Annotated in this window: 16 protein-coding genes and 1 tRNA gene; 7 read left to right on the forward strand and 10 right to left on the reverse strand. The window is 70.4% G+C overall.

Translation table 11 applies throughout. The annotated features are described in order from the left end of the window. Positions 1 to 27: 27 nt before the first annotated feature. From ACFZBU_RS27700 to ACFZBU_RS27720, 5 genes are all read left to right on the forward strand, one after another. The gene (locus tag ACFZBU_RS27700; protein ID WP_391586377.1) at positions 28 to 1,212 is read left to right on the forward strand and encodes a DNA polymerase III subunit delta'; all 1,185 of its coding nucleotides are present in this window, start codon (positions 28 to 30) and stop codon (positions 1,210 to 1,212) included. An 815-nt stretch (positions 1,213 to 2,027) separates the two neighbouring features. Continuing rightward, positions 2,028 to 3,077 carry an alpha/beta hydrolase gene (locus ACFZBU_RS27705; protein WP_391586378.1) on the forward strand — a complete coding sequence of 350 codons (1,050 nt, stop codon included), beginning with the start codon at positions 2,028 to 2,030 and terminating at the stop codon, positions 3,075 to 3,077. A gap of 106 nt (positions 3,078 to 3,183) precedes the next feature. After that, the gene (locus tag ACFZBU_RS27710) at positions 3,184 to 4,815 is read left to right on the forward strand and encodes an alpha/beta hydrolase (protein WP_391586379.1); all 1,632 of its coding nucleotides are present in this window, start codon (positions 3,184 to 3,186) and stop codon (positions 4,813 to 4,815) included. A gap of 173 nt (positions 4,816 to 4,988) precedes the next feature. Continuing rightward, positions 4,989 to 6,539, forward strand: a complete 1,551-nt coding sequence (locus ACFZBU_RS27715) for an alpha/beta hydrolase (protein WP_391586380.1) — start codon at positions 4,989 to 4,991, stop codon at positions 6,537 to 6,539. An 81-nt stretch (positions 6,540 to 6,620) separates the two neighbouring features. Continuing rightward, a tRNA-Thr gene (locus ACFZBU_RS27720) sits at positions 6,621 to 6,694 on the forward strand. Between the two features lie 141 nt (positions 6,695 to 6,835). Here the strand turns inward: ACFZBU_RS27720 and ACFZBU_RS27725 are convergent. The 7 genes from ACFZBU_RS27725 to ACFZBU_RS27755 form a co-directional block, all read right to left on the reverse strand. After that, complete coding sequence (locus tag ACFZBU_RS27725; RefSeq protein ID WP_391586381.1) at positions 6,836 to 9,031, reverse strand: FtsX-like permease family protein; 2,196 nt, start codon at positions 9,029 to 9,031, stop codon at positions 6,836 to 6,838. 101 nt (positions 9,032 to 9,132) lie between these two features. Next, on the reverse strand, positions 9,133 to 9,786 hold the full coding sequence (locus tag ACFZBU_RS27730) for an ABC transporter ATP-binding protein (RefSeq protein ID WP_391586563.1): 654 nt from the start codon (positions 9,784 to 9,786) through the stop codon (positions 9,133 to 9,135). Between the two features lie 189 nt (positions 9,787 to 9,975). Then, positions 9,976 to 10,323: a hypothetical protein gene (locus ACFZBU_RS27735; RefSeq protein WP_391586382.1), complete on the reverse strand. Its 348-nt coding sequence runs from the start codon at positions 10,321 to 10,323 to the stop codon at positions 9,976 to 9,978. A gap of 229 nt (positions 10,324 to 10,552) precedes the next feature. After that, entirely contained in the window at positions 10,553 to 11,224 is a 672-nt protein-coding gene (locus tag ACFZBU_RS27740; RefSeq protein ID WP_391586383.1) for an ABC transporter ATP-binding protein, read from the reverse strand. Next, entirely contained in the window at positions 11,221 to 13,311 is a 2,091-nt protein-coding gene (locus ACFZBU_RS27745; RefSeq protein WP_391586384.1) for a hypothetical protein, read from the reverse strand. The genes ACFZBU_RS27740 and ACFZBU_RS27745 overlap by 4 nt, the downstream gene beginning before the upstream one ends. A gap of 110 nt (positions 13,312 to 13,421) precedes the next feature. After that, positions 13,422 to 13,712 (reverse strand): lactococcin 972 family bacteriocin, encoded by a 291-nt coding sequence (locus ACFZBU_RS27750; protein ID WP_391586385.1) that lies wholly within the window; start codon positions 13,710 to 13,712, stop codon positions 13,422 to 13,424. 1,129 nt (positions 13,713 to 14,841) lie between these two features. Continuing rightward, the gene (locus ACFZBU_RS27755; RefSeq protein ID WP_391586386.1) at positions 14,842 to 15,984 is read right to left on the reverse strand and encodes a Dyp-type peroxidase; all 1,143 of its coding nucleotides are present in this window, start codon (positions 15,982 to 15,984) and stop codon (positions 14,842 to 14,844) included. Between the two features lie 160 nt (positions 15,985 to 16,144). Here ACFZBU_RS27755 and ACFZBU_RS27760 point away from each other — a divergent pair, with 160 nt between their 5' ends. Continuing rightward, complete coding sequence (locus ACFZBU_RS27760; RefSeq protein ID WP_391586387.1) at positions 16,145 to 17,452, forward strand: right-handed parallel beta-helix repeat-containing protein; 1,308 nt, start codon at positions 16,145 to 16,147, stop codon at positions 17,450 to 17,452. Between the two features lie 37 nt (positions 17,453 to 17,489). On the opposite strand, the gene ACFZBU_RS27765 is transcribed toward ACFZBU_RS27760, so the two are convergent. Then, positions 17,490 to 18,290: a hypothetical protein gene (locus ACFZBU_RS27765; protein ID WP_391586388.1), complete on the reverse strand. Its 801-nt coding sequence runs from the start codon at positions 18,288 to 18,290 to the stop codon at positions 17,490 to 17,492. A 133-nt stretch (positions 18,291 to 18,423) separates the two neighbouring features. Continuing rightward, positions 18,424 to 21,096 carry an SdrD B-like domain-containing protein gene (locus ACFZBU_RS27770; protein ID WP_391586389.1) on the reverse strand — a complete coding sequence of 891 codons (2,673 nt, stop codon included), beginning with the start codon at positions 21,094 to 21,096 and terminating at the stop codon, positions 18,424 to 18,426. A gap of 748 nt (positions 21,097 to 21,844) precedes the next feature. Here ACFZBU_RS27770 and ACFZBU_RS27775 point away from each other — a divergent pair. Beyond that, positions 21,845 to 22,039, forward strand: coding sequence for a DUF5708 family protein (locus ACFZBU_RS27775; protein ID WP_391586390.1), 195 nt, complete (start codon positions 21,845 to 21,847; stop codon positions 22,037 to 22,039). Between the two features lie 112 nt (positions 22,040 to 22,151). Here the strand turns inward: ACFZBU_RS27775 and ACFZBU_RS27780 are convergent, their stop codons facing one another. Beyond that, positions 22,152 to 22,664: an Ig-like domain-containing protein gene (locus ACFZBU_RS27780; protein ID WP_391586391.1), complete on the reverse strand. Its 513-nt coding sequence runs from the start codon at positions 22,662 to 22,664 to the stop codon at positions 22,152 to 22,154. Between the last annotated feature and the right edge of the window lie 69 nt (positions 22,665 to 22,733).

Here is a 22,733-nt window from a genome sequence, read left to right on the forward strand (position 1 = left end):
TACACCGGATCGAGGAGACAAGAGCGCGTGACCGTCTGGGACGACCTCGTCGGGCAGGATCGCGTCGCCGAGCAACTGCGCACGGCCGCCGGCGCCGCCCGGGCGGTCCTCGCGGGCGAGGGCGTCGGCGGCATGACCCACGCGTGGCTGTTCACCGGCCCGCCCGGGGTCGGCACGGCGACCGCCGCGCGGGCGTTCGCGGCGGCGCTGCAGTGCGTCAGCCCGGACCTGGCCCTGGGCGCCGAGCCCGGCTGCGGGCACTGCGACGGTTGCCACACCGCGCTCACCGGGACGCACGCCGACGTCGACGTGGTCGCCACCGAACTGCTCTCGATCGGCGTCAAGGAAACCCGCGACCTGGTCCGCCGCGCGGCCATGACGCCGGCGGGCGGGCGCTGGCAGGTGATCATCCTGGAGGACGCCGGCCGGCTCACCGAGGGCGCGGGCAACGTACTGCTCAAGGCGATCGAGGAACCCGCCGACCGTACCGTGTGGCTGCTGTGCGCACCGTCCCTGGAGGACGCGCTGCCCACGATCCGCTCGCGCTGTCGCAATGTGGCACTGCGTACGCCTCCGGCCGGCGCGGTGGCCGATCTGCTGATGCGCCGGGACGGAATCGACCCGGCGATGGCCGCGTTCGCGGCATCCGCGTCCGGCGGCGACATCAAGAGCGCACGCCGGTTGGCACTGGACGAACAGGCGCGTGGACGCCGGGCCGACGTGCTGCGGATCCCGATGGTGGTCGGCGACATCGGCCAGGCGATGGCCGCGGCACAACGGCTGGTGGACGCCGCCGCGGAGGACGCGAAGCAGGTCGCGGCGGACCTGGACGGTCGCGAGACCGAGGATCTGCGGGCCGCACTGGGGGCGGTCGGCGGTGGCCGGATGCCCAGCGGCACGGCCGGCGTGATGAAGGAACTCGAGAACAAGCAGAAGAAGCGGGCCACCCGCACCCAGCGGGACTGCCTGGACCGGGCACTGGTGGACCTGACCGCGTTCTACCGGGACGTACTGGCACTGCAACTGCGCGCGGCCGTGCCCCTGGCCAACGACGTGCTGCGCGCGGACCTGGACACGATCGCCCGCTCCTCCACCCCGGAGGCGACACTGCGCCGGATCGAGGCGATCCTGGCCTGTCGGCGGGCGATCGACGCGAACGTGGCGCCGCTGCTGGCCGTCGAGGCGATGGTGCTGACACTGCGGACGGGGTAGGCCGGTCGGTCGGGGCGAGCGCTTCCCGGCCTCGGTGCCGGCTCGGCCGACTGCCGTGTCGCGCGTCCGCTCCGTGGCCGGGTGGGGCCGGCGTGGTCCGTGTTCGTGCTGCTCGTGCGCTGCGCTCGGCCCGTTCGGTCGTCCGCTCGACGGGAGCGTCGCAAGGCCGTCCGGTTGTTTGCGGGTGTGTTCGGTTCGGGCCTTCACTCCTTGGAGCGGAGGTGCTCCTGGGGCGGAACCCGGGACCCCCGCTCGGACGTCATCGTGGGAGAGTTCGCGGGAACATTGTGGCTGGTGAGGTTCGGAAGGACGGTGCGGGGTTGCGTTCCGTGACCAGGACGCTCAAAGGTCTGCTGATCGCGGTGACCCTCGGGGCGGTTGTCGTTCTCGTGCTGAGAGCGCGCAAGTCGCGTGGTGCGGCCGACCCGGCCGAGAGCCTCTCGTCGACCGATTCGGCAGCTGATTCGGCAACCGATTCGGCAATTGATTCGACAGCCGGTCCGAGGGACGGTGCGAAGGCCGGTCCGACGGAGGTTCCGGCGCGACCGAAGGCCGGTCCGAGGGGCGAACCGGGGCCCCGGGCCGCCGTGTCGACGCCGGCCGAGGTGCGGGGTGGGACATCGAGCCGGCCCGGGCCGATCGCGCCCGTCGCGCCTGTTGCCCCGGCCGCGCGGGTCCGTGCGGTGGAGTCGACGAACGCGCCCGAGCGGACGAGTGCTTCGGAGTCGCCCCGGGTTCGAGCCGAGGCGCCGCTGCCGTTCGCACCGGTGGAGCTCACCTCGTCCGCGCCCGCGGGTTTGACTCGCCACGAGCCGATGCGCGTTGCCGAGGCCCGGCCGATCGGGGCCGACCCGGCGTCCGTTCGTCGTAAGCGTGGGGTGCGCTCGCCGCTGGGCATCGGGCTGCTCGCGCTGGCCGTGGTCGCGGCGGGCGTCGGCGGCACCTTCGCGTACAAGGGCATCTCCGACGACGACAAGCAGAACGTCGCGTCCTCCACCGGCGCCGACCCGTCGGTCGAACCGTCCGCCACGTCGGCCCAACCCAAGGCCGCGCCACAGAAGTTCACCAAGGTGGGCGCGAAGTCCGGTGGCACGCTGAACAGGACGACCCTCGCGGGCGGCCGGTCCGGAGTCACCGCCGATGTGTGGGTCTGGCTGCCGCCGGGCTACGACAACGCCGCCAACCAGGGCCGCAGTTACCCCGTACTGGTCACCCAGTCCGCGCTCCCGGGCATCGAGTCGAACAGCTTCGTGGACGACTCCGTGCCGTTCCTGACCAAGCTCGCGGCGGCCATCGAGGCCGGTACGGTCCCGCCGTACATCGTGGTCGCGCCCGAACTGATGCCGTACTCGAAGCAGGATGCGGAAGCCGGTCGGACGGCGGCCAAGGACACCGAGTGCAGCGATATCCCGAACGGGCCGAAGATGGCCACCTTCCACAACGAGGACGTGCGCGAGGCGGTACTGACGACCTACCGCGCGAGTGCCGACCGCGCCTCGTGGGCGCTGATCGGGGACGGCTCGGGCGGCCTGTGCTCGGTCAAGTACGCGTTGCAGTACCCGCAGTACTACGCGGCGGCGGTCAGCCTGTCCGGCCGGACCACGCTCAAGTCCCCGCTGTGGGGCGCCGATGCGGCGGCGAAGGCGGCGAACGACCCGGTCAGGCTGCTCGACGCGCGGCCCGACGTACAGATCCTGCTCTCCGGTCACACCGGCAGTACGGGCAGCGAATTCGCCGCCAAGGCCAAGGCGCCGACGTCGGTCAAGGCGATCCCGGGCGCCGGCGGAGCCTCCGGCGACATAGTGCGTCAACTGCCCGAGGCACTCGCCTTCCTGGGTCGCAACACCCGGACCCCGGCGGCGTGACGCGACGCGGCGGGATCGGACCGGGCGCCCCGGGGCGGGCGCGCGTGGCCCGGGCCCGCCGCGTACCGTTCGTGCGTGAGTGTCCGTTCGATGGTAGGCAGTACGCGTGAAACGAATATCCCGGGTGGGACTCCTCGGCCGTGCGATTCCGGTCGCGCTCGCCGTCGCGACAGTCGCGAGCTGTACGGTCGCGTCCGATCTCGGTGATGCCGCGGGTGGCGGCCGATCCGGCCCGGCCCGGCCCACCGTGGCCGGTGCCAAGGGACCGGCCACGCCCGGTGACCCCGATCCCCGGCTGACGCGCTTCTACACCCAGCAGCCCGCCTGGAAGGCGTGCGAGAGCGACGACCCCGACGAGCGCAGCCAGGCCAAGGCGTTCCGCTGCGCGACGTTCACCGTGCCGCTCGACTACTCCCGGCCGACCGGCAAGACCATCGACATCGCGGTCACCCGCAAGACCGCGGGCAAGCCCGGGCAGCGGATCGGCTCGCTGCTGCTCAACCCCGGCGGTCCGGGCGGCTCCGGGGTCGAGGCGGCGTGGTGGATGGCCGAGGACACCATCGGCAAGCCGCTCCAGGACGCCTACGACCTGATCGGCTTCGACCCGCGCGGGGTCGAACGCAGCGCGCCGGTGAAGTGCATGACCGACGCCGAGCGGGACGCGTACGTGGCGGAGGACCTGCCCGAGGACCCGGTCCGGGCCGAGGCGCGGGCCAAGGAACGGGAGAAGACCTACGCGGCGGAGTGCCAGAGCCGGTCCGGCGAACTGCTGCCCTACGTCGGCACCGACAACGCCGCACGCGACATGGACGTCCTGCGCGCGGCCCTGGGCGACGAGAAGCTCAACTACATCGGCTTCTCCTACGGCACCTACCTGGGCGCCACCTACGCGGAACGCTTCCCGACCCGCACCGGGCGACTGGTCCTGGACGGCGCGGTGGACCCGGCCGCGGACAACCTGAGTGCGTCCGTCGAGCAGCAGGTGGGCTTCGACCGGTCGTTGCGCCGATTCGCCGAGGACTGCGCGGGGCGTTCGGGCTGCGCGCTCGGCAACGACCCGAAGACCGCGCCGACCAGGGCCGCCGACTTCCTCGACGGCCTTCAGGAGAACCCGCTCACCGGCCGGGGCGGCCGCAAGCTCACCTCCAGCCTGGGCTGGACCGGTGTGATCAGTCTGCTCTACGGCGACAAGGACACCGCGTGGAAGTACCTGCGCGACTCGCTCGCCGACGCGATCGTGCGCAAGTCGCCGGACGCGCTGCTGTTCTACGCCGACAACTACAACGGGCGGGACGAGGAAGGGCACTACGACAACAGCTCGGACGCGTTCATCGCGATCGGCTGTGCGGACGGGTCCGGGGACGCGCCGACGCCGCAGCAGGTGCAGGCCGCGCTGACCCGGCTCAAGGCCGAGGCGCCGCTGCTGTCGCGCGACGTCACCGCCGAGGACCTGACCGGGCAGAGCTGCGAGGACTGGCCGTTCAAGTCGCCGGCGAAGCCGCACACGATCCGCGCGCAGGGCAGCGCGCCGATCCTGGTGGTCGGGACGACGGGTGACCCGGCCACGCCGTACGCCTCGGCCGAGAAGTTGGCGAGCCAGCTGGCCGACGCGACGCTGCTGACCTTCGAGGGCGAGGGGCACACGGCGTATGGCGGCAACAGCACGTGCGTGGACGGGGCGGTGGAGGGGTTCCTGTTGCGGGGGACCATGCCGGCGAAGGGGAAGCGGTGTAGTTGATCGGGCGGCTGCGTTGCCGCGTGACTGCGTGACTGCGTGACTGCGTGACTGCGTGACCGCGTGACCGCGTGACCGCGTGTCGCGTCGTCGCGTCGTCGGGAGTATCGCCGGGTTGCGTGGTTACCCTCCCCTGAGGTGCACGGTCGTACTGGGCTAGCTGAGGAGCGGGTCGCATGATGCGGGGTTCGTGCGCGAGGGTCGTTGCGGCGGCGGTCGGCCTGCTCCTGGTGGCGGGATGCGAGTCGGGATCGTCGGCGAAATCACCGGACCGGGTCGCGGACTCCGCCAAGGCGCCCGCGACCGCCGACTCGGACGGCACGCCCACCGACAAGGCGCCGCCGACCGCCGCGGTCGAGCCGATCGGGTGGACCGCGTGTACCGGCGGCTTCCAGTGCGGCACGCTCCAGGTGCCGCTGGACCACGCCAAGCCGGACGGCCCGAAGATCAAGCTCGCGGTGATCAAGAAGCCCGCCGGCGGCCCGAATCGCATCGGCTCGCTGGTGCTCAATCCGGGCGGTCCGGGCGGCTCCGGTCTGGACTTCGCGCAGTACGCGGCCCTCAGGTATCCGGCCGACCTGCGCAAGCGCTTCGACATCGTCGGCTTCGACCCGCGCGGCGTCGGCCGCAGCACCGCGATCGGCTGCCTGACCGACAACGCGATGGACACCTTCACCCAGCTCGACGCGACGCCGGACACCCCCGCCGAGGAGCAGGCCTGGCTGGACGGCACCGGCGCCTACGGGCGGGCCTGCGCAAGCAGGTCGAGCGATCTGCTGGGCCACGTGAGCACCGTGGACGCGGCGCGCGACATGGACCTGCTGCGCGCGGCCCTCGGCGACGAGAAGCTCTACTACGTGGGCGCGTCGTACGGGACCTTCCTCGGCGCGACCTACGCCGAGCTGTACCCGAGCCGGGTCGGCCGGCTGGTCCTGGACGGCGCGATGGACCCGAGCCAGTCGGCGGTGGCCGCCAACAAGGTGCAGGGCGGCGGCTTCGAGACCGCGCTGGCGGCGTTCCTGGACAACTGCGTCGGCGGTGGCTCGTGCTCGCTCGGCGCGACCCGCGCGGCCGGCCTGGCCAAGATCCGCGGCCTGCTCGAACAACTCGACGCGCGCCCGCTGCCCGGCGACGCCACCCGCAGGGTCACCGAGTCGATCGCGACCACGGGCATCCTGTCGCCGCTGTACTCCAAGGACCAGTGGCCGGACCTGCGGCAGGCGCTGGAGGCGGCACTGCGCGGCGACGGGCAACCGCTGCTCGAACTCAACGACCAGTACTACGAGCGCGGCCCGGACGGAAAGTACAAGAACCTGATGGCCGCCAACGCGGCGGTGAACTGCCTGGACGCGCCGCCGGCCGCCACGTCCCGGGAGGATGTCGAGCGCGAGCTGCCCGGCTACCTGGCCGACTCGCCGACCTTCGGCCGCAACCTCGCCTGGGCCGGCCTGACCTGCGCCTCCTGGCCGATCCCGCCGACCGGCCGGCCACACCCGATCAGGGCCGAGGGCGCCGCCCCGATCCTGGTGGTGGGCACGACCCGGGACCCGGCCACCCCATACACATGGGCCCAATCCCTGGCCGGCCAACTGGCCTCCGGCACCCTCCTGACCTACGACGGCGACGGCCACACCGCCTTCGGCCGAGGCAGCGACTGCATCGACCGCACGGTGGTCGACTACCTCACCCAGGGCACCGTCCCCACCAAGGGCAAGACCTGCCGCTGACCCCCGACAAACGCGCGTGTGGACCACCCCGACGGGTGTGTACACTCATTCCCTGTCGCCACCTTCGAGGTGGACCGACAAGCCGCCTTAGCTCAGTCGGCTAGAGCGACGCACTCGTAATGCGTAGGTCAAGGGTTCGACTCCCTTAGGCGGCTCAACATATGGACAGGTAAGACTCCGTTGACCTGGGGTTTTGCCTGTCCATTGCTTTTGGTTGCGGCAATGGGATCGCTCAAGGTGTCCAGCTCGTTCCGGACGCCCTCCGGTGAGCGTGGGCGTCCGGTACGCCTTCGGTTCTACTCCATGCGTAGCCCCTCGGGGCGCATCAGCCGCCACAGAGCGGGCAGGCCCAGCAGCGTTACCGTCACGACCGCGGCGCAGCCGACGGCTGTCACCGACGCGATGAACCCCGGGTCCAGGTGCGGGCGTTTGCCGAACACGGCCAGCAGTAGTGACCCGAGTCCGAGGCCCCCGGCCACGGCGAGAGCCAGTCCCAGCACCATCGGCACTGCGGCCTGGGCCATCAGCGACAGCGCAACGGTGCGGCGCGGGGTCCCGAGTGCGGCCAGTGCGGCCAGCGGGCGTCGTCGTTCCCGCATCTGCTCCAACGAGGACACGAGCATGCCTGCGGCGACCAGGCCCAGTGTCAGCGTCGCGCCGGCCAGGAGTCCGCGGCGGATGTTTGCGAACATGCGATTCTCGGTGGTCGCGGTCAGCGTGAGGATCGAGGCCGAAGGGTCGATTCTGGCCGCCGCGTTGCGCACCAGGTCGGCGGCGTCGTGGCGATTCGGGTCCAGGAGTACGAAGCTGATCAACCGTCCCGCGGCCGGCCGACCGGCGGACCCCAGCGCCTCCGGCGTCAGGAACAGCCCGTATCGCGACTGGCGTATCGGATCGGTCGCGGAGCCGACGTCGCCGGCCGACCGCGGCACGGTCCACGCCACCGGGCCGTCGCGACCTGCCATGGTCAGCTCCACCACGCTGCCCGGCGCAACCCGCGGTCCCCCGTTCGGTGATGCCACGGTGAACACGTCACCCGGCGCGCACGCGCCCACGGCGGCGAGTTCGCGAAGTGCCGTGCATGTGCCGACGACCAGGGGTATCTCGCCGCCCCCGGCTACCCCGCGCACACGCGCGGACGTCTCGGTAAACGCGAACGTGGAGCGTACGCCGGCTGTGGCGGGGAGTGCGGTCGCGCCGGCCGGATCGCTCTTCGTACTCACGAACAGGTCGGCACGGTTCCGGTCCTGACCGGTCCGCGTGGTGAAGGTGCCGGTAAGGCCCACCAGCAACATCTGTGCCGCAATGGCGCCGGCCACCGCGACGGTTACGCCGCCGACCAGCCGCGTCGAGCCTGCCGCGTCGGCGGCCAGTCGGCGCCGGGCCAGCAGCCAGGGCAACGGGCCGCGCCCGCCCTGGGCCGCGACCGCACTCACGCCCCCCGGCAGCAGTGCGGTGAGGCCTACGAGCACGAGCACGATTCCGGCGGCGGCGAGCCACGGCGCCAAGCTCCCGCCGCGCGCGCCGCCACCGTTCATCAGGGTCAACAGCAGCGCGGCGCCGGTGAGACCGGGCACGATTCGCCACCCGCGCCGCGGCGGGCGCGGGGCCCGGCGTACCACTCCCAGGGGCTCGATCACGACGCCGCGCAGGCCTGCCCAGGTCGCCACCACCGCCGTCAGGGGCACAGCCACCACGACCAGTGTCGCGAGTACAGGCGTGGGCTGCACATCGGCGGGGAACACGCTCAGCCGCCACAGCTCCACCGAGCCGATCACCCGGCGGCCCAGCAGGAACAACACCACGCCCGCGGTCAGGCCGCCTCCCGCCGCTGCCAGAGCCTCTCCGGCCGCGATCCACCCGGTAGTGGACAGGTCGGCGCCGACCAGGCGCAGGGCCCCGAGTCGCCGCTCGCGCGCGTCCGCGCCGAACCGCGACGCGACCGCCACGAACACGGCTACGGGTGTCAGCACCACCACCAGGGCGGTCACCGAGAGCAGCGTCAGCAGCGGACCGAGCCTCGCGGACCCCTGTCGCGTCCCGAAGCCGTCGACCCGCGAGCCGTCGGCGGCGGTCAGCGCGGCGCTGCCCGCGTAGTAGGAGAGTTCGGCCGGGCCGATCAGCCCGGCGTCGCCGATGGTCGCCACCACCCGGTATGGCAGGCGCTCGCGGAGCAGCGCGCCGGCGGGCCGTTCCAGCAGCCGCGCCAGCGCGGGTGACACGGCCATCTCGCCCGGTCCGGGCAGTGCCCGCAGCCCCGGTGGCACTGGCGCACGCGCCCCCTCGGCGCGCACAAGGCGGCCGCGCACGTCCCGGTCGCGGAAGCGGGTGTTGGCATAGGCGATCACGAGGGTGTTCTCGCCCGGGGCGGTGAGTTGGCCGCTTGCGGTCTCCACGATCGAGGCCCCGCGCCGCTCGCGAGCGTCCAGCATGCCGGGCAGGGCCGACGCCAGCAGAAGCAACGCGGTCCCGAACCCTATGCCGACAACCATCAGCAGCGTCCGCGGCCACGATGCACGGGTGACGGCGAAACGCGCGCCCATCAACGTTGCCCGAGCCCACCCGAAGGGTATGGCGGGGGAGGCCGGGCCGCTCACGGACGTGCCGCCGGGGCGCGGCGTGCGGTGCGTGTGCGCCCGTCGCGCACGACCACTTCACGGTCGGCGTACCCCGCCACCCGGGTTTCGTGGGTGACCAACACCACCGCCGCGCCGTTCTCCCGGGCGGCCGAGGTCAGCAGGTGCATCACGCGTTCCCCGGTGCGCGAGTCGAGCGCGCCGGTCGGCTCGTCCGCGAACACCACGCGTGGCGTGGGCGCCAACGCGCGGGCCACGGCGACCCGTTGAGCCTGGCCGCCGGATACCTCCCCAGGGTGCCTGTCGGCGAGCTCGGCGACCTCCAGCCGCTCCAGCCACCTCCTGCCGCGCGCGTTCGCCTTGCGGCGCGGCATGCCGTTCAGGCGTAGCGGCAGCGCGACGTTCTCGCCGCAGGTCAGTTCGGGGACGAGCTGCCCGAACTGGAACACGAATCCGAAGTCGGATCGGCGCAGGGCGCTGCGGCCCCGATCGGACATCGTATTCAACTCCCGGCCGGCATACCCGACCGATCCGCTGTCGGGGGTGACCAGCGCCGCCAGGCAGTGCAGCAGTGTCGACTTGCCCGATCCGGACGGACCCATCACGGCGACGACCTCACCGGCATCTATCTCGATCGAAGCACCGTCCAGCGCGGGTGTGGTGCCATACATCCTGCGCAGGTCCGTCGCGGTCAGCAGGGCCCCGAGTTCGGTGCCGTTCACGCGGACACCCCTGCAGCGAGACGGTCGAACCTGGCCCGGGTCGGTTCGAACCAGCGGATGTCGACCTCCAAGGGTAACAGTGCGTAATCGTATATGAGCCGGTCGGTGATGCCGTTCGCGGGCTTGCGCGTGGTCGGCTCACACATCAGCGGCCGATGTTTCGACGTGGGGGTGCCCGGCGGCCCGGCGGGGCCCGGAGAGTAGGGCGGGCACGACCTTCGTGTACGGCGTGTGCCAGAGGTACGGCCCGGGCTTCTCGCGCCGGGCGAGCCCGATCACGAGGCCCTGGCGCTCGGAGCCGACTCCGGGCTCCGGGGCGTCGGCCCCGACGAGGCCGACACGCAGTAGGCGGGTCGGCGTCGCGTAGGCCTGCCCAAACGCGATCGGGCGACTGCTCCGGAAGCACTTGTCGAATGTGCGCTCGGGGTCGTAGCCGTTGCCGGGCTGCTGTTGGAGCGGTACCGGAACGGTGTGGCCGATGGGCATGGCGTGACTATACATGCGATGTATACACGGGGTGTGCACTTGTCCGGCCATTGGCTGAGTCAGAGGAAGCCGGCTATACCGGCAACTTCACCTTCTCCATCGCTACATCGCTCCGGGGTGCGGCCGAAGGCGACCGGCCCGTGACCGCGCCGCGATGCTTCGCCCGCCTTCCCTTCACCCGCACCGGCAACTGCACGAGAGCAAAGCCGAACTCACCCCGGACCTCAGTTCATGCAGTCACGCTCTCCTTGACAGGGTGGGGATCGGTGTCGATGCCCACCTGCAGGACGCTGTCGCACAGGTCCCGGACGGCGGGGTCGTGGGTGGCGATCACCACGGCACAGCCGGCGTCGGCCAGGCTGCGAAGGATGGCGATGACCATGCGGGTGTTGTCGGCGTCAAGGGCACCAGTGGGCTCGTCGGCCAGCACGAGACCGGGTCGCTTGAGGATGAGGCGGGCGAGAGCGACGCGTTGCTGCTCACCACCCGACAGGCGGTGGACGACATCGTCTCCGCGGCCGGCGAGGCCGACCTGCTCCAGTGCTTGGTCGAGTGCGGGGCGGGAGGCGCGGAGCGAGCGGCCGGGCTTGGTCGCGAGGCTGAGGTTGTCGGCGATGGTGGCGCTGTCGATCAGGGCATAGCTCTGGAAGAGGTAGCCGAGGGTGTCTCGGCGGAAGAGGCGGGCCTTGCGGTGGCTGAGCCTGGTGATGTCCTGGCCATTGTGGTGAATCGTGCCGGCGGTGGGGGTGTCGAGGAGCCCGAGGCAGTTGAGGAGGGTGGACTTGCCGGATCCGCTGGGGCCGGTGAGGGCGAGAATGTGCCTGGTTTCGATGGTGAAGGCCAGGTCCTGCCACAGGGTACGGGGGCCGAAGGACTTGGACAGCCCGGTCAGGTCGATCACGCTTCGGTCGATCCTTCCTTGACAACACGGCGGTGGAAGAAGGCCAGGACGACCATGACGACGGTGATCTCGACCGCGGCAACGCAGGCGATGGCGGTCAGATCCTGACCGGTGATGGTCATGGGGTCCCGGGGCGGGGGGATACCTATGGCCTTGTATCGCTCGAGACCCTGGTTGGACTTGTGGATTTGGTAGGGGATCCAGGAGGCGAGCAGAGCGAGGATCGCAGCTTCCGCGGCCAGGAGAGTGCGGTGGGTCACGGTGAATGTCCAGCCGTGGATGTGCCGGGCGAAGATCCGCTGGGCGTTGCTCCGGGTGTGGACGATGACGACGCCGATTCCGGTGACGAGCAGGACCATGAGGGCGATGGCAAGGTTGAACACCCTCAGGCGGAAGTCGGCGGTGATTTCGCGGATGGCCTGGGCCGCGTCGGCGGCGACGGGACTGGTGCCGATGATTTCATCGCGCAGATCATGGGCGTCGATGCCGGCGGCGATGTCGGCGGGGTCCGGGAAGACGATTCTGCGCTGAGAGGCGTAGGCGGTGTAATCCACGTCGCTGATGTAGTTGGTGCCGTTGGGGACGACGACGATGACGGGGTCGGTAAGGAAGGACGCGTCCGAGGGCCGGTACTGTCCCGCTTCGCGGGCGCCGCGGGCGTTGTAGGTGAAGATTTTCTGGCTGTCTGCGCTGGGCCGCACATCGATCTGCCCGGGTGTGATCCGGCTTGGATCGGACGGCGTGACGATGCTCGGCACCATGGTGGTGAGCTTGTCGGTGTACGGCGCCAGGTGCTCGGGGACGAGAAGGAGGATGTGGCCGTCGCGGCTTCTGGTGGCGGGGTATCGCCGACCATCCGGGGCCAGGATCTTTTGCTGTTCGAGGAAGGACTCGTTGACGACCATCAGGTCGTTCACAGGGAGCATCCGGGCATCGCTCGATCGTGCAAGGTCAACGTGGCCCGCGAGAACGATCCGGCCTTCGGCGTCGGCCTGGCGGAGCCACGGGCCGATTTTTGCCTCCATCTTTGTCACTTCGTCCGGGCCTCCGAGGGCGCCGCTGAGGCGGATGGAGGAAGTGTCGCCCGCCTTCTTGTATACCCCCAGAGAGTCCTCACGGCGGACCAGATCCTGTCCGGCCTGCAGGACCGTGACGGCAATTCCCAAGGTGAGCAGGAGCGCGGGCACACGCACGAGATAGACCGCGACTGCTGTGGCCCGGGCCGGGATCTCGCCCTTGAGGGCGGCCAGGACACCGATACGTGCGGTCAGGGCGAGAGTCGCAGCGTGGACGGCAAGGACGAGCGCGGTGAACGCCGCAGCAGTCGCGGCGGTGACGATCGCGAACAGCCCGAACCAGGCAAGGTGGTTATACCAGCCGAGCAGCCCGGTTGCGGCGACCGCCACGGCGGCGAGGGTAGTGGTCCAAAAGCGCGCGAGGCGGCGTAGGTCGCGGGCCAGGATCGCGGGCAGGGACATGCCGTGCAGACGCAGCACTCCGTAGGACTTGGCGCTGAGCAACACGCCGGCACCGGTCATGGTGGCGCATGCCAGTGCGACGACGACGAGGGACCCGGCCAGGGTGCTGTCGTCGTAGGCAAGGGAGAGCTGGTCGAAGGAGGTCGGCTCGACATGTCGCGCGATCAGGCCGTGCTGCTCCAGCAGTTCGAGGAAGGGTCCGACGGCGCCAGGATCGCCGAAGAGGTAGTACAGGCCCTGCGGGTCGCGATTGGAGAGATCGACAAGCGGTCGAGTTACGGTGGTTTGGCCGGGATTGAACGCCGGATAGCTGCCATCGAGCCAACTCGCGCGCGGGCCGGCCATGGTCAGGTACAGGTCACGGCTGCGGTCCGGCCGTTTCAGGTCGACCTCCTGCCGGCCCACAGTGACGTCATGGTCGCGGGCGAAGGTCTCGACGGCTTGCTCTATGGCTTGGCTGGTGCTCGTGTTCCGTGACTCGGTGACCTGGACGACCGCGTCGTAGCCCAGGGTCCACTGCTCTTCGAAGCTATTGAGGAACAGAAAGGAAAACAGGGGGGAGAACGCCAGGATGACGAAGTGCGCAAACTTGACGCCACGATGCGGCATGCGTGTCCTACGAGGCTGTGAGAGGAATTGGCCGGCCATGTGGAGGGCGCATGCCTCCGAAGGGGCCGCGGTGTACGGCCCCTTCGGAGGCTCTTACGCGTGCCGACTACTCAGCAAGTGGTCCTGTAGTAGCTCTCGTTGCCGGACAGCTTGGCGGTGGCGCTCGTGTAGGACCAGGATCCGGCGGCCGCCGATGCGCGCTCGGTGTAGGTGCCGACCGAGGTCGAGCCGTGACAGACGGACGGGTGGTAGTAGTGCGACCACACGGTAGCTGTGCCGGCCCCGTGGTCCCAGGTCCCGCCGCTCGGGTAGTCGATGGTCGCGATTGCGGGGGTGGCGACCGCCACGACCAGCGCACCGGACACCGCCATGAGCTTTGCTGCGCGCTTGAGCTTCATCATGAAATTTCCTTTCAGTGAAATCGAACGGGATGGATGTTCCTGTCGGGTTGAACACAAAAAATGATTACAAGGAATGGCGTTGAAGGTAAGTAAGAATCCAGACAGCCAAGATCTTTGGTCGCAGCCCGCAGAACGCGTATTGAGTGATGCAACGCATTCCTCCGCCGGAAATATCTGCCGAAACCATGTCCAACCAGGAAGTATTTCACTCGGGTTTGAGATTTCGAATCCTTGCGTGCAGGCTCGGATGATCTTGCTTAGCTGCAGGTCAGGTGAGTACTTGGAGGGTTGGCGGCAGGCTGACGGCTTGCCGGTGGCCTTTCCTTGAGCCGTTAGCATGCTGTGCGCATCCGAGCTGAAATCAGGGCTGTATTTTTAGTCAATTGACGAGCCAAACGCCAAGTTTCCGCCATATGCAACGGTGCCCAACCGTCTGATTTCAGCCGAGTGAAACGGACGCCTGGCCGTCATGGCGACCTGCTGCCGAAGCACATCCCGCTACCCCGAAATCAGCTTGAGGTCCTGCCGTACGGCCCGGCGTTGTTTTTTCGTCGAGAAACCAATTCGAGGCCGAGGCGGAGCGCAGGGTTGTTGTGCGAGTAGTGCGATATGGGGCCGGGTCGTCCGTTGCACCCCGCAGCGGTCGGGGGACGGCGAGTCGTATCCGCCGAGTGCGCGCAGCCATTCGGTGACCTGGATCTCGGTGAACGTCGCTGCGGGCGCCCTACGGTCGACAGCACTGAGGTTCTGGTTGAAGGACCGGTCTCGATGCAGGGGGTAGGGCGTCTGTTCCGTGGATATGGCGACGCGTAGCCGCCGGAACGCCGCGCAATCACTCACCTGAGGAGATGTCCCAGACCTCGATCACCCGGGGACACGAGCGTCCCCGTGTGGGGATGCTCAGGGGATGCAACAAGAAGGTTCGATGCCGAAGGATTGAGCAAGGCGAGGGCAATGCACGGCACTTGACCTCGTGATTCGCCGGAAGGTGGAGCGGGACCGGGGCGGATCAGGGTGAACCGGTGGGCACTCGTACATACGTAGGTCAAGGGTTCGACTCCCTTGGGCGGCTTCCCGAAGGCCCAGGTCAGTAGGTTTCTGGCCTGGGTCTTGTTGTTTCTTCTCGGGCTCAGAGGTGGTGGCCGAGGGGTTGGTTTGGGGTGGGGCCCGGGAGGATGTAGGCGACTGCTGAGGATCGGTGTTCGAGGAAGGGGTTGAGGGCGTCTCGGGCTGCCAAGCGGGATTGGACTCGGGTGAATAGGCCAGGGTCGCGCATGTAGGCGCAGAACAGGAGGCCTCTGTCGGTGGGGGCGTCGTCGTAGTTGTAGCTGCGGCGGAGCATGCGCGCGCCGGCGTCGAGGCGGGGACTGGTGAGGCGGACGTGGGCGGTGACCGGGATGACGTAGGAGCCGTCCGGGTGCTTGGCGTAGATGTCCGGGTCGTCGTGTTCGGTGGTGCCGGTCAAGGGGACGCCGTCGGTGGCTCGGCGGCCGATCATCTTGTTTTGGTGGTCTTGGGGGATGGCCGCGAAGCCGGCTACGTCCATGTGGATTTTGCGGAACACCAGGGTGGTCGCGTGTTCGTGGGCTCCCGGCGGGCCCCAGACCCAGCGCCCGGCGGTCGGGTCGTCGGGGTTGGCGGTGCCGTCCTTGAGGCCGAAGAGGTTGCGCGGGGTGGCACCCGGGGGCATGTGCGGCAGGAAGCCGGATTGGGTCCAGCGGGGGACGGCGCCGGCGGACTGCGCGGCGGCGGTGGCCAGTTCGGCGACGATGGTGAGCGTCCAGCGGTCCGCGGCGCAGAGTTGGAGGAGTATGTCGCCGTTGCTGCGGGCCGGGTCCAGGCGGTCGCCGGGGAAGGCGGGCAGGTCGGCCAGTTCGGCGGGCACGTTCAGGGCGAGGCGGGTCGCGAGGGCGGGGCCGACGCCGACGACGCAGGCGAGGCGGGTCGGTTCTCCGGTGTGCAGGCGCGGGTCGGGCAGTGTGCCGGCGGCCGCGCCGGACAGGGTGTGGGTCAGTGCGGTGAGGATGTTGCGCAGCGTCTCGCGGTCCGCGCCGGCGGTCGTCGGCGGGACGTCGAAGGACAGTATGTGCGTGGTGGGTAACTGAGGCCCCGTCACACCGGCTTGGCGAAGACCGTGGAAGGGGATCGCGGCCGCCGGCGGGGCGTCGGACGCGATGTCGCGGCGCTGTGGTCGGCTCGCCTTCGGTTCCGCCGCCGCGCCGACCGCCGCGGCCAGTGCCGCTCCGGTCGCGAGCAGGGCTCTGCGTCCCAAACCGGATGTGGCAGGTCGCGCCTGCTCCTGTCGACTTTCCGGGTCGGTATGCATGGGCGACATTGCAGACGATAGAACACCTGTCATGCAACTCCTGCCTCCGCAAAGCTCGTTACGTCCATGGACGTCCCGACCTGTCGTCCTTCGGACGCGGACGACGATGCTGCGCCACCTGTCGCTGGCGCTCGTTTGTCTCGCGCCGACGGTCGCCGCCTGCTCGTCGTCGACGGACGCCGAACCGTCCGCCGAGAAGCACCCCGCCGGGAACGTGCTTCGTGTGCCGCAGGACTTCCGCACCGTGCAGAAGGCGGTGGACATCGCTCGGGCGGGCGACACGGTGCTGGTCGGCCCCGGCGTATACCGCGAGAGCGTGCGGATCACCAAGCCGCGCGTGGTGCTGCGCGGCACGGATCGCAACACCGTGGTCTTCGACGGCGGTGTGCGGCTCGCCAACGGCATCACCGTCACCGGCGCCGGCTCCGTGGTGGAGAACCTCACCGTCCGCGGCTACCTCGCCAACGGCGTCCTGTTCACCGGCGTCACCGACGAGCGACTGCAACAGCGAGGTGCGGGCGGCTCGGCGTACAACCCGCTGGACACCACTCGTTTTCCGATGGTGCAGGGGTTCCGGGCCACCAAGGTGACGGCGTACAACAACGGGCTCTACGGCATCTACGCCTTCGACGCGCGCGGTGGCGTCATCGAGGACTCGTACGCCTCCGGGCAGGCCGATTCCGGGATCTACGTCGGCCAGTGCAAGCCGTGCGACACGCTGGTGCGCGGTAACACGGTGGAGCGCAACGCGGTCGGCATCGAGATCACCAACGCCTCGGAGGGCCTGTCGGTGCTCGGCAACCGCGTCGTCGGCAACCGTGTCGGCGTCACGGTGAACTCCAACGACCTGGAGGCGCTCGCGCCGCAACACGGCGCGGTGATCGCCGGCAACGTGATCACCGACAACAACGCGTCGGACACGCCCGAACAGGCCGACGGCGGCTTCGGGATCGGCATCGGGATCGGTGGCGGTCAGGAGAACCGCATCGCGCGCAACCTGATCCGGGGCAACCGCTCGGCCGGTGTCCTCGTCACCGACCCGGCCGGCCACCCGGCCGTCGGCAACCGCGTCGAAGGCAACCGCGTCACGGGCAACGGCGCCGACCTGGTGACGGCCTCGGCCGACGCCGGCAACTGCTTCACCGGCAACTCGCCCGCGACGCAGAGCCCGAACGGCCTGGAGGACCTCGCCGGGTGCGGCGTCGCCCCTCGGCGGGCCGTCCCGGCGGGTCGCGCCGTGCCCGTCCAGCCACCGCCCGGTGTTCCGTTCCACGCCGTGCCCGCCCCGCCCGCGCAACCCTCGATGCCCGACCCCGCGGTGCCCGGCCGGCCGGCGACCGACCTGCCCGGCGCGGTCGATCCCGACCGCTACTCGCTGCCGACCGACGCCGCCGCGATGCCGCAACCGGGATGAGCCCGGCCGGCGTACACCGGTGCGGTGGGGAGCAGGCTCAACCGGCGACCCACGGTGCTTCGGGCATGCGCGCCCTGTCGTCGCGTCCGGTGATCTCGACGGTCGTGGGGGTACCCAGGCCCGGCATGCGCATCGTCACCCGCCGCAGCCCGCCGTCACCGTCGACCCAGTACGTCAGCGGCGACAACTCGCCGTCGGTCGCCCCGCCGCGCGCGGCGTCCTGGGCACGTGGGCCGGCGAACCTGTCGTAGTCGCGACCCTGGATGCGATCGCTGCCCAGCCATCGCGCCCCGGACTGCGCGAGCAGCAGCGGATTGTCGGGCCGGTCCGCGCCGAGCCGGACCAGCAGGCGGAGCCCGGAGTCCAGGGGGTCCGCGGTGTAGGCGCGCGAGGACCAGCCCTGGCGGGGGATGCGCTCGGCCTGCTCCCACGCCGGGCCGCCGGCGCCCTGCGGTGGCGGGGCCAGGCCCAGCCCGCCGCCGTCCCAGACGATCAGGCCGCGATCGACTCGGCCGCCGGCTCCGCTGACCTCGTAGCCGCCCACGCCCCGGTGGTTGCGGTAGTCCACGACCCCCTCGACCCGGATCGAGACACCGCCGCCCTCGTCGGCGGTGAGGGTCATCGCGACCGGACTCGCCTGAAACAGCGTCAGCCGCGACAGCGCCAGGCGTGACGCCTCGTCGACGGTCACCGCCCGGTCCGTGTCGCCGCCGTCGGAGAGCGCCCGATGGACGGCCAGGCCACCTGCCGTCGTTCCGCCCAGCGCGACCACCGCCAAGAGCGCGAACCAGAGCCGCCGCCGACGCGGCGGGCGGTCGCCGGTCTTCTTCCGGGCCATGCGGATGCCTTCCTCACGTCGATCAACACACGGGCGGGTTCGTGAACCCTCGGTCCACGAACCCGCCCGATCCATCTCTTTCGTCAGCCGGCGCCCGGCGTCCGGTCTCGAACCCGGGCCGCCGAGCCCGGAGTTACCGCTGCCGGACCCCGCGCCTGCGGAACAGCACGAGCGCCCCACTGCCGAGCGCGATCATCGCCGCCGAGACGCCGAAGACCAGGGGCAGGCTCCCGCCCAGACCGGTACGGGCCAGCGGCCCCGAAGAGCCGCCGTGGTTCCCACCCGACGTGGTCGGCGTGGCGGATGCCGTCGGCGTACTCGTCGGCGGAGGCGTGGTCGGTGGAGGCGTGGTGGGCAGCAGTCGGTTGACCGCCGTCACCTCGACTCCGGCGTCGAGATTCTGCGCGTTCAGCACCAGCGGGCCGAGTACCGGTTTCTCCGGAGGGGCGTAGCCCTGGGGTGGACTGATCTCCTTCCAGAAGTACGTCCCGGGCAGCACGTCGCGTTTGCAGCCGCCGTCGGTCCCGGTCGTGCAGGGCTCACCGACCTTCGTATCGGGAGTGGTCCCGTCGGACTGCAATCCGTCGGCCCCGTTCGTCTCCCGCCACAACTCGAACGTCGCCCCGGCCAGCGCCTTGCCGTCCTGGTCGTGTTTGACCAGGCGCACCGCGCCTTCCTGTTGGCGGAATCCGAAGTCGAACGTGTGGTCGTTCTCGCCCGGTCCGCCGGTGGTCAGCGCCCGTTCCGGATAGCGTCCGCCGGGCGGCACCTTGCCCTTGGAGTCCACGAAGCGGTTGTCGCCGACGCCCTCGTCGGTCGGCACCCACTGGTACAGCGGTCCGTTCGGCGCGTAGTCGGCCGGGTTGTCGATCCGGATCGTGTACTTGGTCTTCGGCTTCAGACCGCCGGTCACGTTCGAGTCGTCGAAGTAGTACTCACCGCGCGGTGACGTCTTCGTCGTCCCGACCACCTTGCCGGACTCGTCGTAGAGGTTGACGGTGGCGCCGGGAACCGGACGCTGACCCGGGCTCTGGATGCCCTTGCGCTCGGGGTCGTACCAGACCCGGTTACCGATCTGGAGCGGCGCCTGGTCGCAGAGCACCTCCAGGTCGCCCATCGAGGCGCCCTTGCCGAAGGAGGCGTTGCCCTCGGTGTTCAAGCGCAGGCCCGCGGCGGGCTGCCGCGTCCCGTCGCGCTTGGTGAACATCGTGCCGGCGCCCCACGCCGTGTCGACGGGGTCGACACCGGCGGTCGCGACGAACTCCTCCACCTTCGACAGCGCGAGGCCGGCGTAGGCGGCGTTCGGGTGGCCGCCGCCCATGGTGTTGACGTCGAAGAACCTGGTTCCCCGCGGCGTCTTCCCACAGCCGGTATTGGTGTCCATGACGTACTTGCCGTCGGACAGGCACGCCTTGTTCAGGTCGCCGCCGGCCACCATGGCAATGGTGGTCGTCGGGTCTCCGGGCCGTGCGTACGCCGTGGTCCGGTCGGTGAACCGGTCGCGGAACGCCAGCAACATCGAGCCGTCGGTCTCGAAGGCGATGTCGGCCAACTCGGGTTCGGGGTTGGCCATGGCGCCGCTGCACGGCTGCCCGTTCTGCTGCGTCGGGAACGTGTCCGTCCACGGGAACCAGCCCGCCCCGGGGCAGGCCCCGCCGAGCGTGGCCTTGCGCGGGTAGTCAAGGGGCTGGTTCAGCACGGTCTTGCCGAAGACGCCTGTCGCCGGGTCGAAGGACAGGACCACGGCGCGCAGGTCCGAGACCTTCCCGGTCGACTCGCCCGAGCAGACGCCGCCGACGTATCCGACTCCGTCCTGCAGGCCCAGGCCGAACGGACGCCAGTCGCCCGAAGCCGGGCAGCCGGGGTCCGGGATGGCGTAGGAGGCCACCGGGGCCGTCGCGGACGGCAGCGTGGCGTCGTAGCGGTACAGCTTGCGGTTGTCGAGGTTGACCACGAACAGGTCGCGGCCGTCGTCGGAGACCTCCAGGTCGCCCAGACTCTCCTTGCCCGGCGCGGCGAGGAAGGCGTTGTCACTGGCGCCCACGCCGTGCGCCGAGGATCCGGCGTTCGGGACGGTGGCGAACAACGACGTCGTCTTGCGGGCGACATCGGTCACATAGATGCCGCCGGCACCGCCGGGACCGTAGATCGTGTCGCGCTTGGCCAGCGCCGAACTGAACAGGCGCTTGCCGGGCTTGCTCCAGCCGATGCCGTAGAGATTGCCGGTCTCGGCGTTCGTGGACAGATCCGTCACGTTCGTGTTGACGCCGCGTGCGCTGTAGGGGAACGTCACCAACGTCCGCTTGGACGCCTGTTCGTTCGTCGCGGGCTGGCACGCGGTCGCCAGCGGCGCGTTCTTCTGGCAGTAGTCGCCTGGGCTCCACAACCCCGTCGTGTACGCCACATGCTTGCCGTTGCCGAGGTCGACGAACTCCTCGTTGCTGCTGAGTTGGTTCGGTGCGCCGTCCAAGCCCTGCCGCGACGCGAACGCCGGAAACAGCACACCCGGCTTCGGATTCACGACTTGGACGCGGTACTTGCCCGCCGTCGACCGAGCCGTACCGGGCGCGAGAGTGACCGTGCCGTCGGCGGCCGTCACGCCGGTGACCTTGGCGCCGTCGTCATTGGTGAGGGTCACCGTGACGCCGCCCAAGCCCGGTTCCAGAGCGGGACTCCACACGCCGGTCGTGTCCACGGCCCGCACCACCCGGACCGTCACGGAGCCGTCGTCCGTCTGCGGATACGCCGGCGCCGCGGCCAGCGCCAAACCGCCGAACCCTACGGCGAGCGCCGCGAGGCCGCCCATGGAGCGCCGCGCGGGTAACGCCGATCGCAGTCGGCTCCGCCCCTGCGCGGCGCCGCCCGTTTGTTCACTTAAAGGTGTCATACCCACTCTCATCATCTGAAAGGGCTCGACGCGCGATCCCGCAGGGACCCCCCCACGGATCAGCCGTAACCCATCTTGTTGGGCGAAGCCTAAAGGGGATTCGCCAACTGCATGACGACAAGGCGAAGTTGACGTTGAAGCGGATTCCGCCACGATCTCGGCGACCGCGTGGTGCTGATGGGGAGCCCCGTCGGACGACAAGGACCAATCCGGATTCCTCGGGCGGCGACCACCGCCACGGCCGCACACCAGGCCGTCGGCTTCGCCGTTCCCGGGCGGAGCGAAGTCGGCCGAGTGGCCCGCCGGTCGGAGGGATCCACCGGCTGCCCGGAATCCGACCTCGATCGCCACTTGGGCGGTGTGTTCCCGGCCATGCCCTGCTGGGCGCGAGGTCGTTCGGGCGCCGCGTTGTGCCCCGCGTGTGGGAACTGCGGCCGGGCGACCCGCGATGCGTCCTGCCCACGCTCGTGTCACGAGTCCGGCATCGCGCCGGGTGCGGATTCACCGTGACCGACGGCCGCCCTGGGGGCAGGCTGCGCGGAGGCTTCCTCGGGTGGGGAGTGGGCCGAAGTGTGTATGGCGGGTCGTCCTCGCGGAGGGCGTGCCGGCTCGTGGCCCGGATCTAGCCTCGGAGGCGTCTTCGCAGGTCGAGTGGAGGAGGAAGACCGTGGCCAAGGCGCGTGGTTCGTTGGCGGCAGGCCTCGCGAGTGCGGTGGTGGGGGGTGCCTTGAAGGTGTTCGCGGACGACGTGGATACGCCTGTGATCGCGCTCGGGAAGGTCGGCCTTGTGCTGCTGATCGTCGGCATCGCCGAAGTGTTGTACGGGCTGTACCTGTTGACCCAGGACGCCCGGAAGACCTGAGCCGACCGGCCCACCAGACCGGCCCCGGCCCGACCCGACCCGACCCGACCGAACCGACCCCGACCCGCCGGATCCGACCGAACCGAACCGCCCCGGCTTGCCCCGCCCCGGCTCAGTGCACGTGCCGGCCCGGTCGACGGTGCGCCACCCAGGCCAGGATGCCCGCGGCGAGCAGGGCCGAGGACAGGAAGGCCACGAGCAGCAGCCCGCCGCCCGAGTCGTGTCCGGCCTGCCTCCGTGCGGCCGAGGGGGCCCGGAGTTCGTCCACGCCGCGATGCGCGCCGATCCTGCCCGGCCGGGGCTCGGCCGTGCGTCCCGCCGCACCCGGCTCGGCCGCCACGTCGATCCGGACGCTCGCGGTGGACTGGCGACCGAGTCGGTCGACGACCGTGTAGTGGAAGCCGTCCCGACCGGCGAAGCCCGGCCCCGGCGTGTAGCGCAACACGGACTCGGTCGCCGTCGCGTCCCGGGAGTCGTCGAGGTCGAGCACCAGCCCGTGCTCGGGGTTGGTATGCGACAGCACGACCAGCCCCTCTCCCGTGTCCCCGGCCAGGACCGGGACGTCCACGGACTGCCCGGTTCGGGTGCCGACCCGGTCCGCGACGGCCCGCGGCGCGGGCGGCACGCGGGCTCCGGGTCCGCCGGTCGGCCACGTCCGGTCGCCGGCTCGGCCTGCGGCGGATCCGGCGGGCGT

Origin of the sequence: Embleya sp. NPDC008237, from assembly GCF_042956465.1 — a bacterium.
Taxonomy (GTDB): domain Bacteria; phylum Actinomycetota; class Actinomycetes; order Streptomycetales; family Streptomycetaceae; genus Embleya.

What these genes read in the sequence shown, in the direction of transcription:
- ACFZBU_RS27770 (WP_391586389.1), bottom strand. Translation starts at nt 21,096, where the DNA reads ATGGGCGGCCTCGCGGCGCTCGCCGTAGGGTTCGGCGGTTTGGCGCTG.
- ACFZBU_RS27725 (WP_391586381.1), bottom strand. Translation starts at nt 9,031, where the DNA reads ATGGTTGTCGGCATAGGGTTCGGGACCGCGTTGCTTCTGCTGGCGTCG.
- ACFZBU_RS27765 (WP_391586388.1), bottom strand. Translation starts at nt 18,290, where the DNA reads ATGGCCCGGAAGAAGACCGGCGACCGCCCGCCGCGTCGGCGGCGGCTC.
- ACFZBU_RS27735 (WP_391586382.1), bottom strand. Translation starts at nt 10,323, where the DNA reads ATGCCCATCGGCCACACCGTTCCGGTACCGCTCCAACAGCAGCCCGGC.
- ACFZBU_RS27730 (WP_391586563.1), bottom strand. Translation starts at nt 9,786, where the DNA reads ATGTATGGCACCACACCCGCGCTGGACGGTGCTTCGATCGAGATAGAT.
- ACFZBU_RS27705 (WP_391586378.1), top strand. Translation starts at nt 2,028, where the DNA reads ATGCGCGTTGCCGAGGCCCGGCCGATCGGGGCCGACCCGGCGTCCGTT.
- ACFZBU_RS27745 (WP_391586384.1), bottom strand. Translation starts at nt 13,311, where the DNA reads ATGCCGCATCGTGGCGTCAAGTTTGCGCACTTCGTCATCCTGGCGTTC.
- ACFZBU_RS27760 (WP_391586387.1), top strand. Translation starts at nt 16,145, where the DNA reads ATGCTGCGCCACCTGTCGCTGGCGCTCGTTTGTCTCGCGCCGACGGTC.
- ACFZBU_RS27715 (WP_391586380.1), top strand. Translation starts at nt 4,989, where the DNA reads ATGATGCGGGGTTCGTGCGCGAGGGTCGTTGCGGCGGCGGTCGGCCTG.
- ACFZBU_RS27750 (WP_391586385.1), bottom strand. Translation starts at nt 13,712, where the DNA reads ATGATGAAGCTCAAGCGCGCAGCAAAGCTCATGGCGGTGTCCGGTGCG.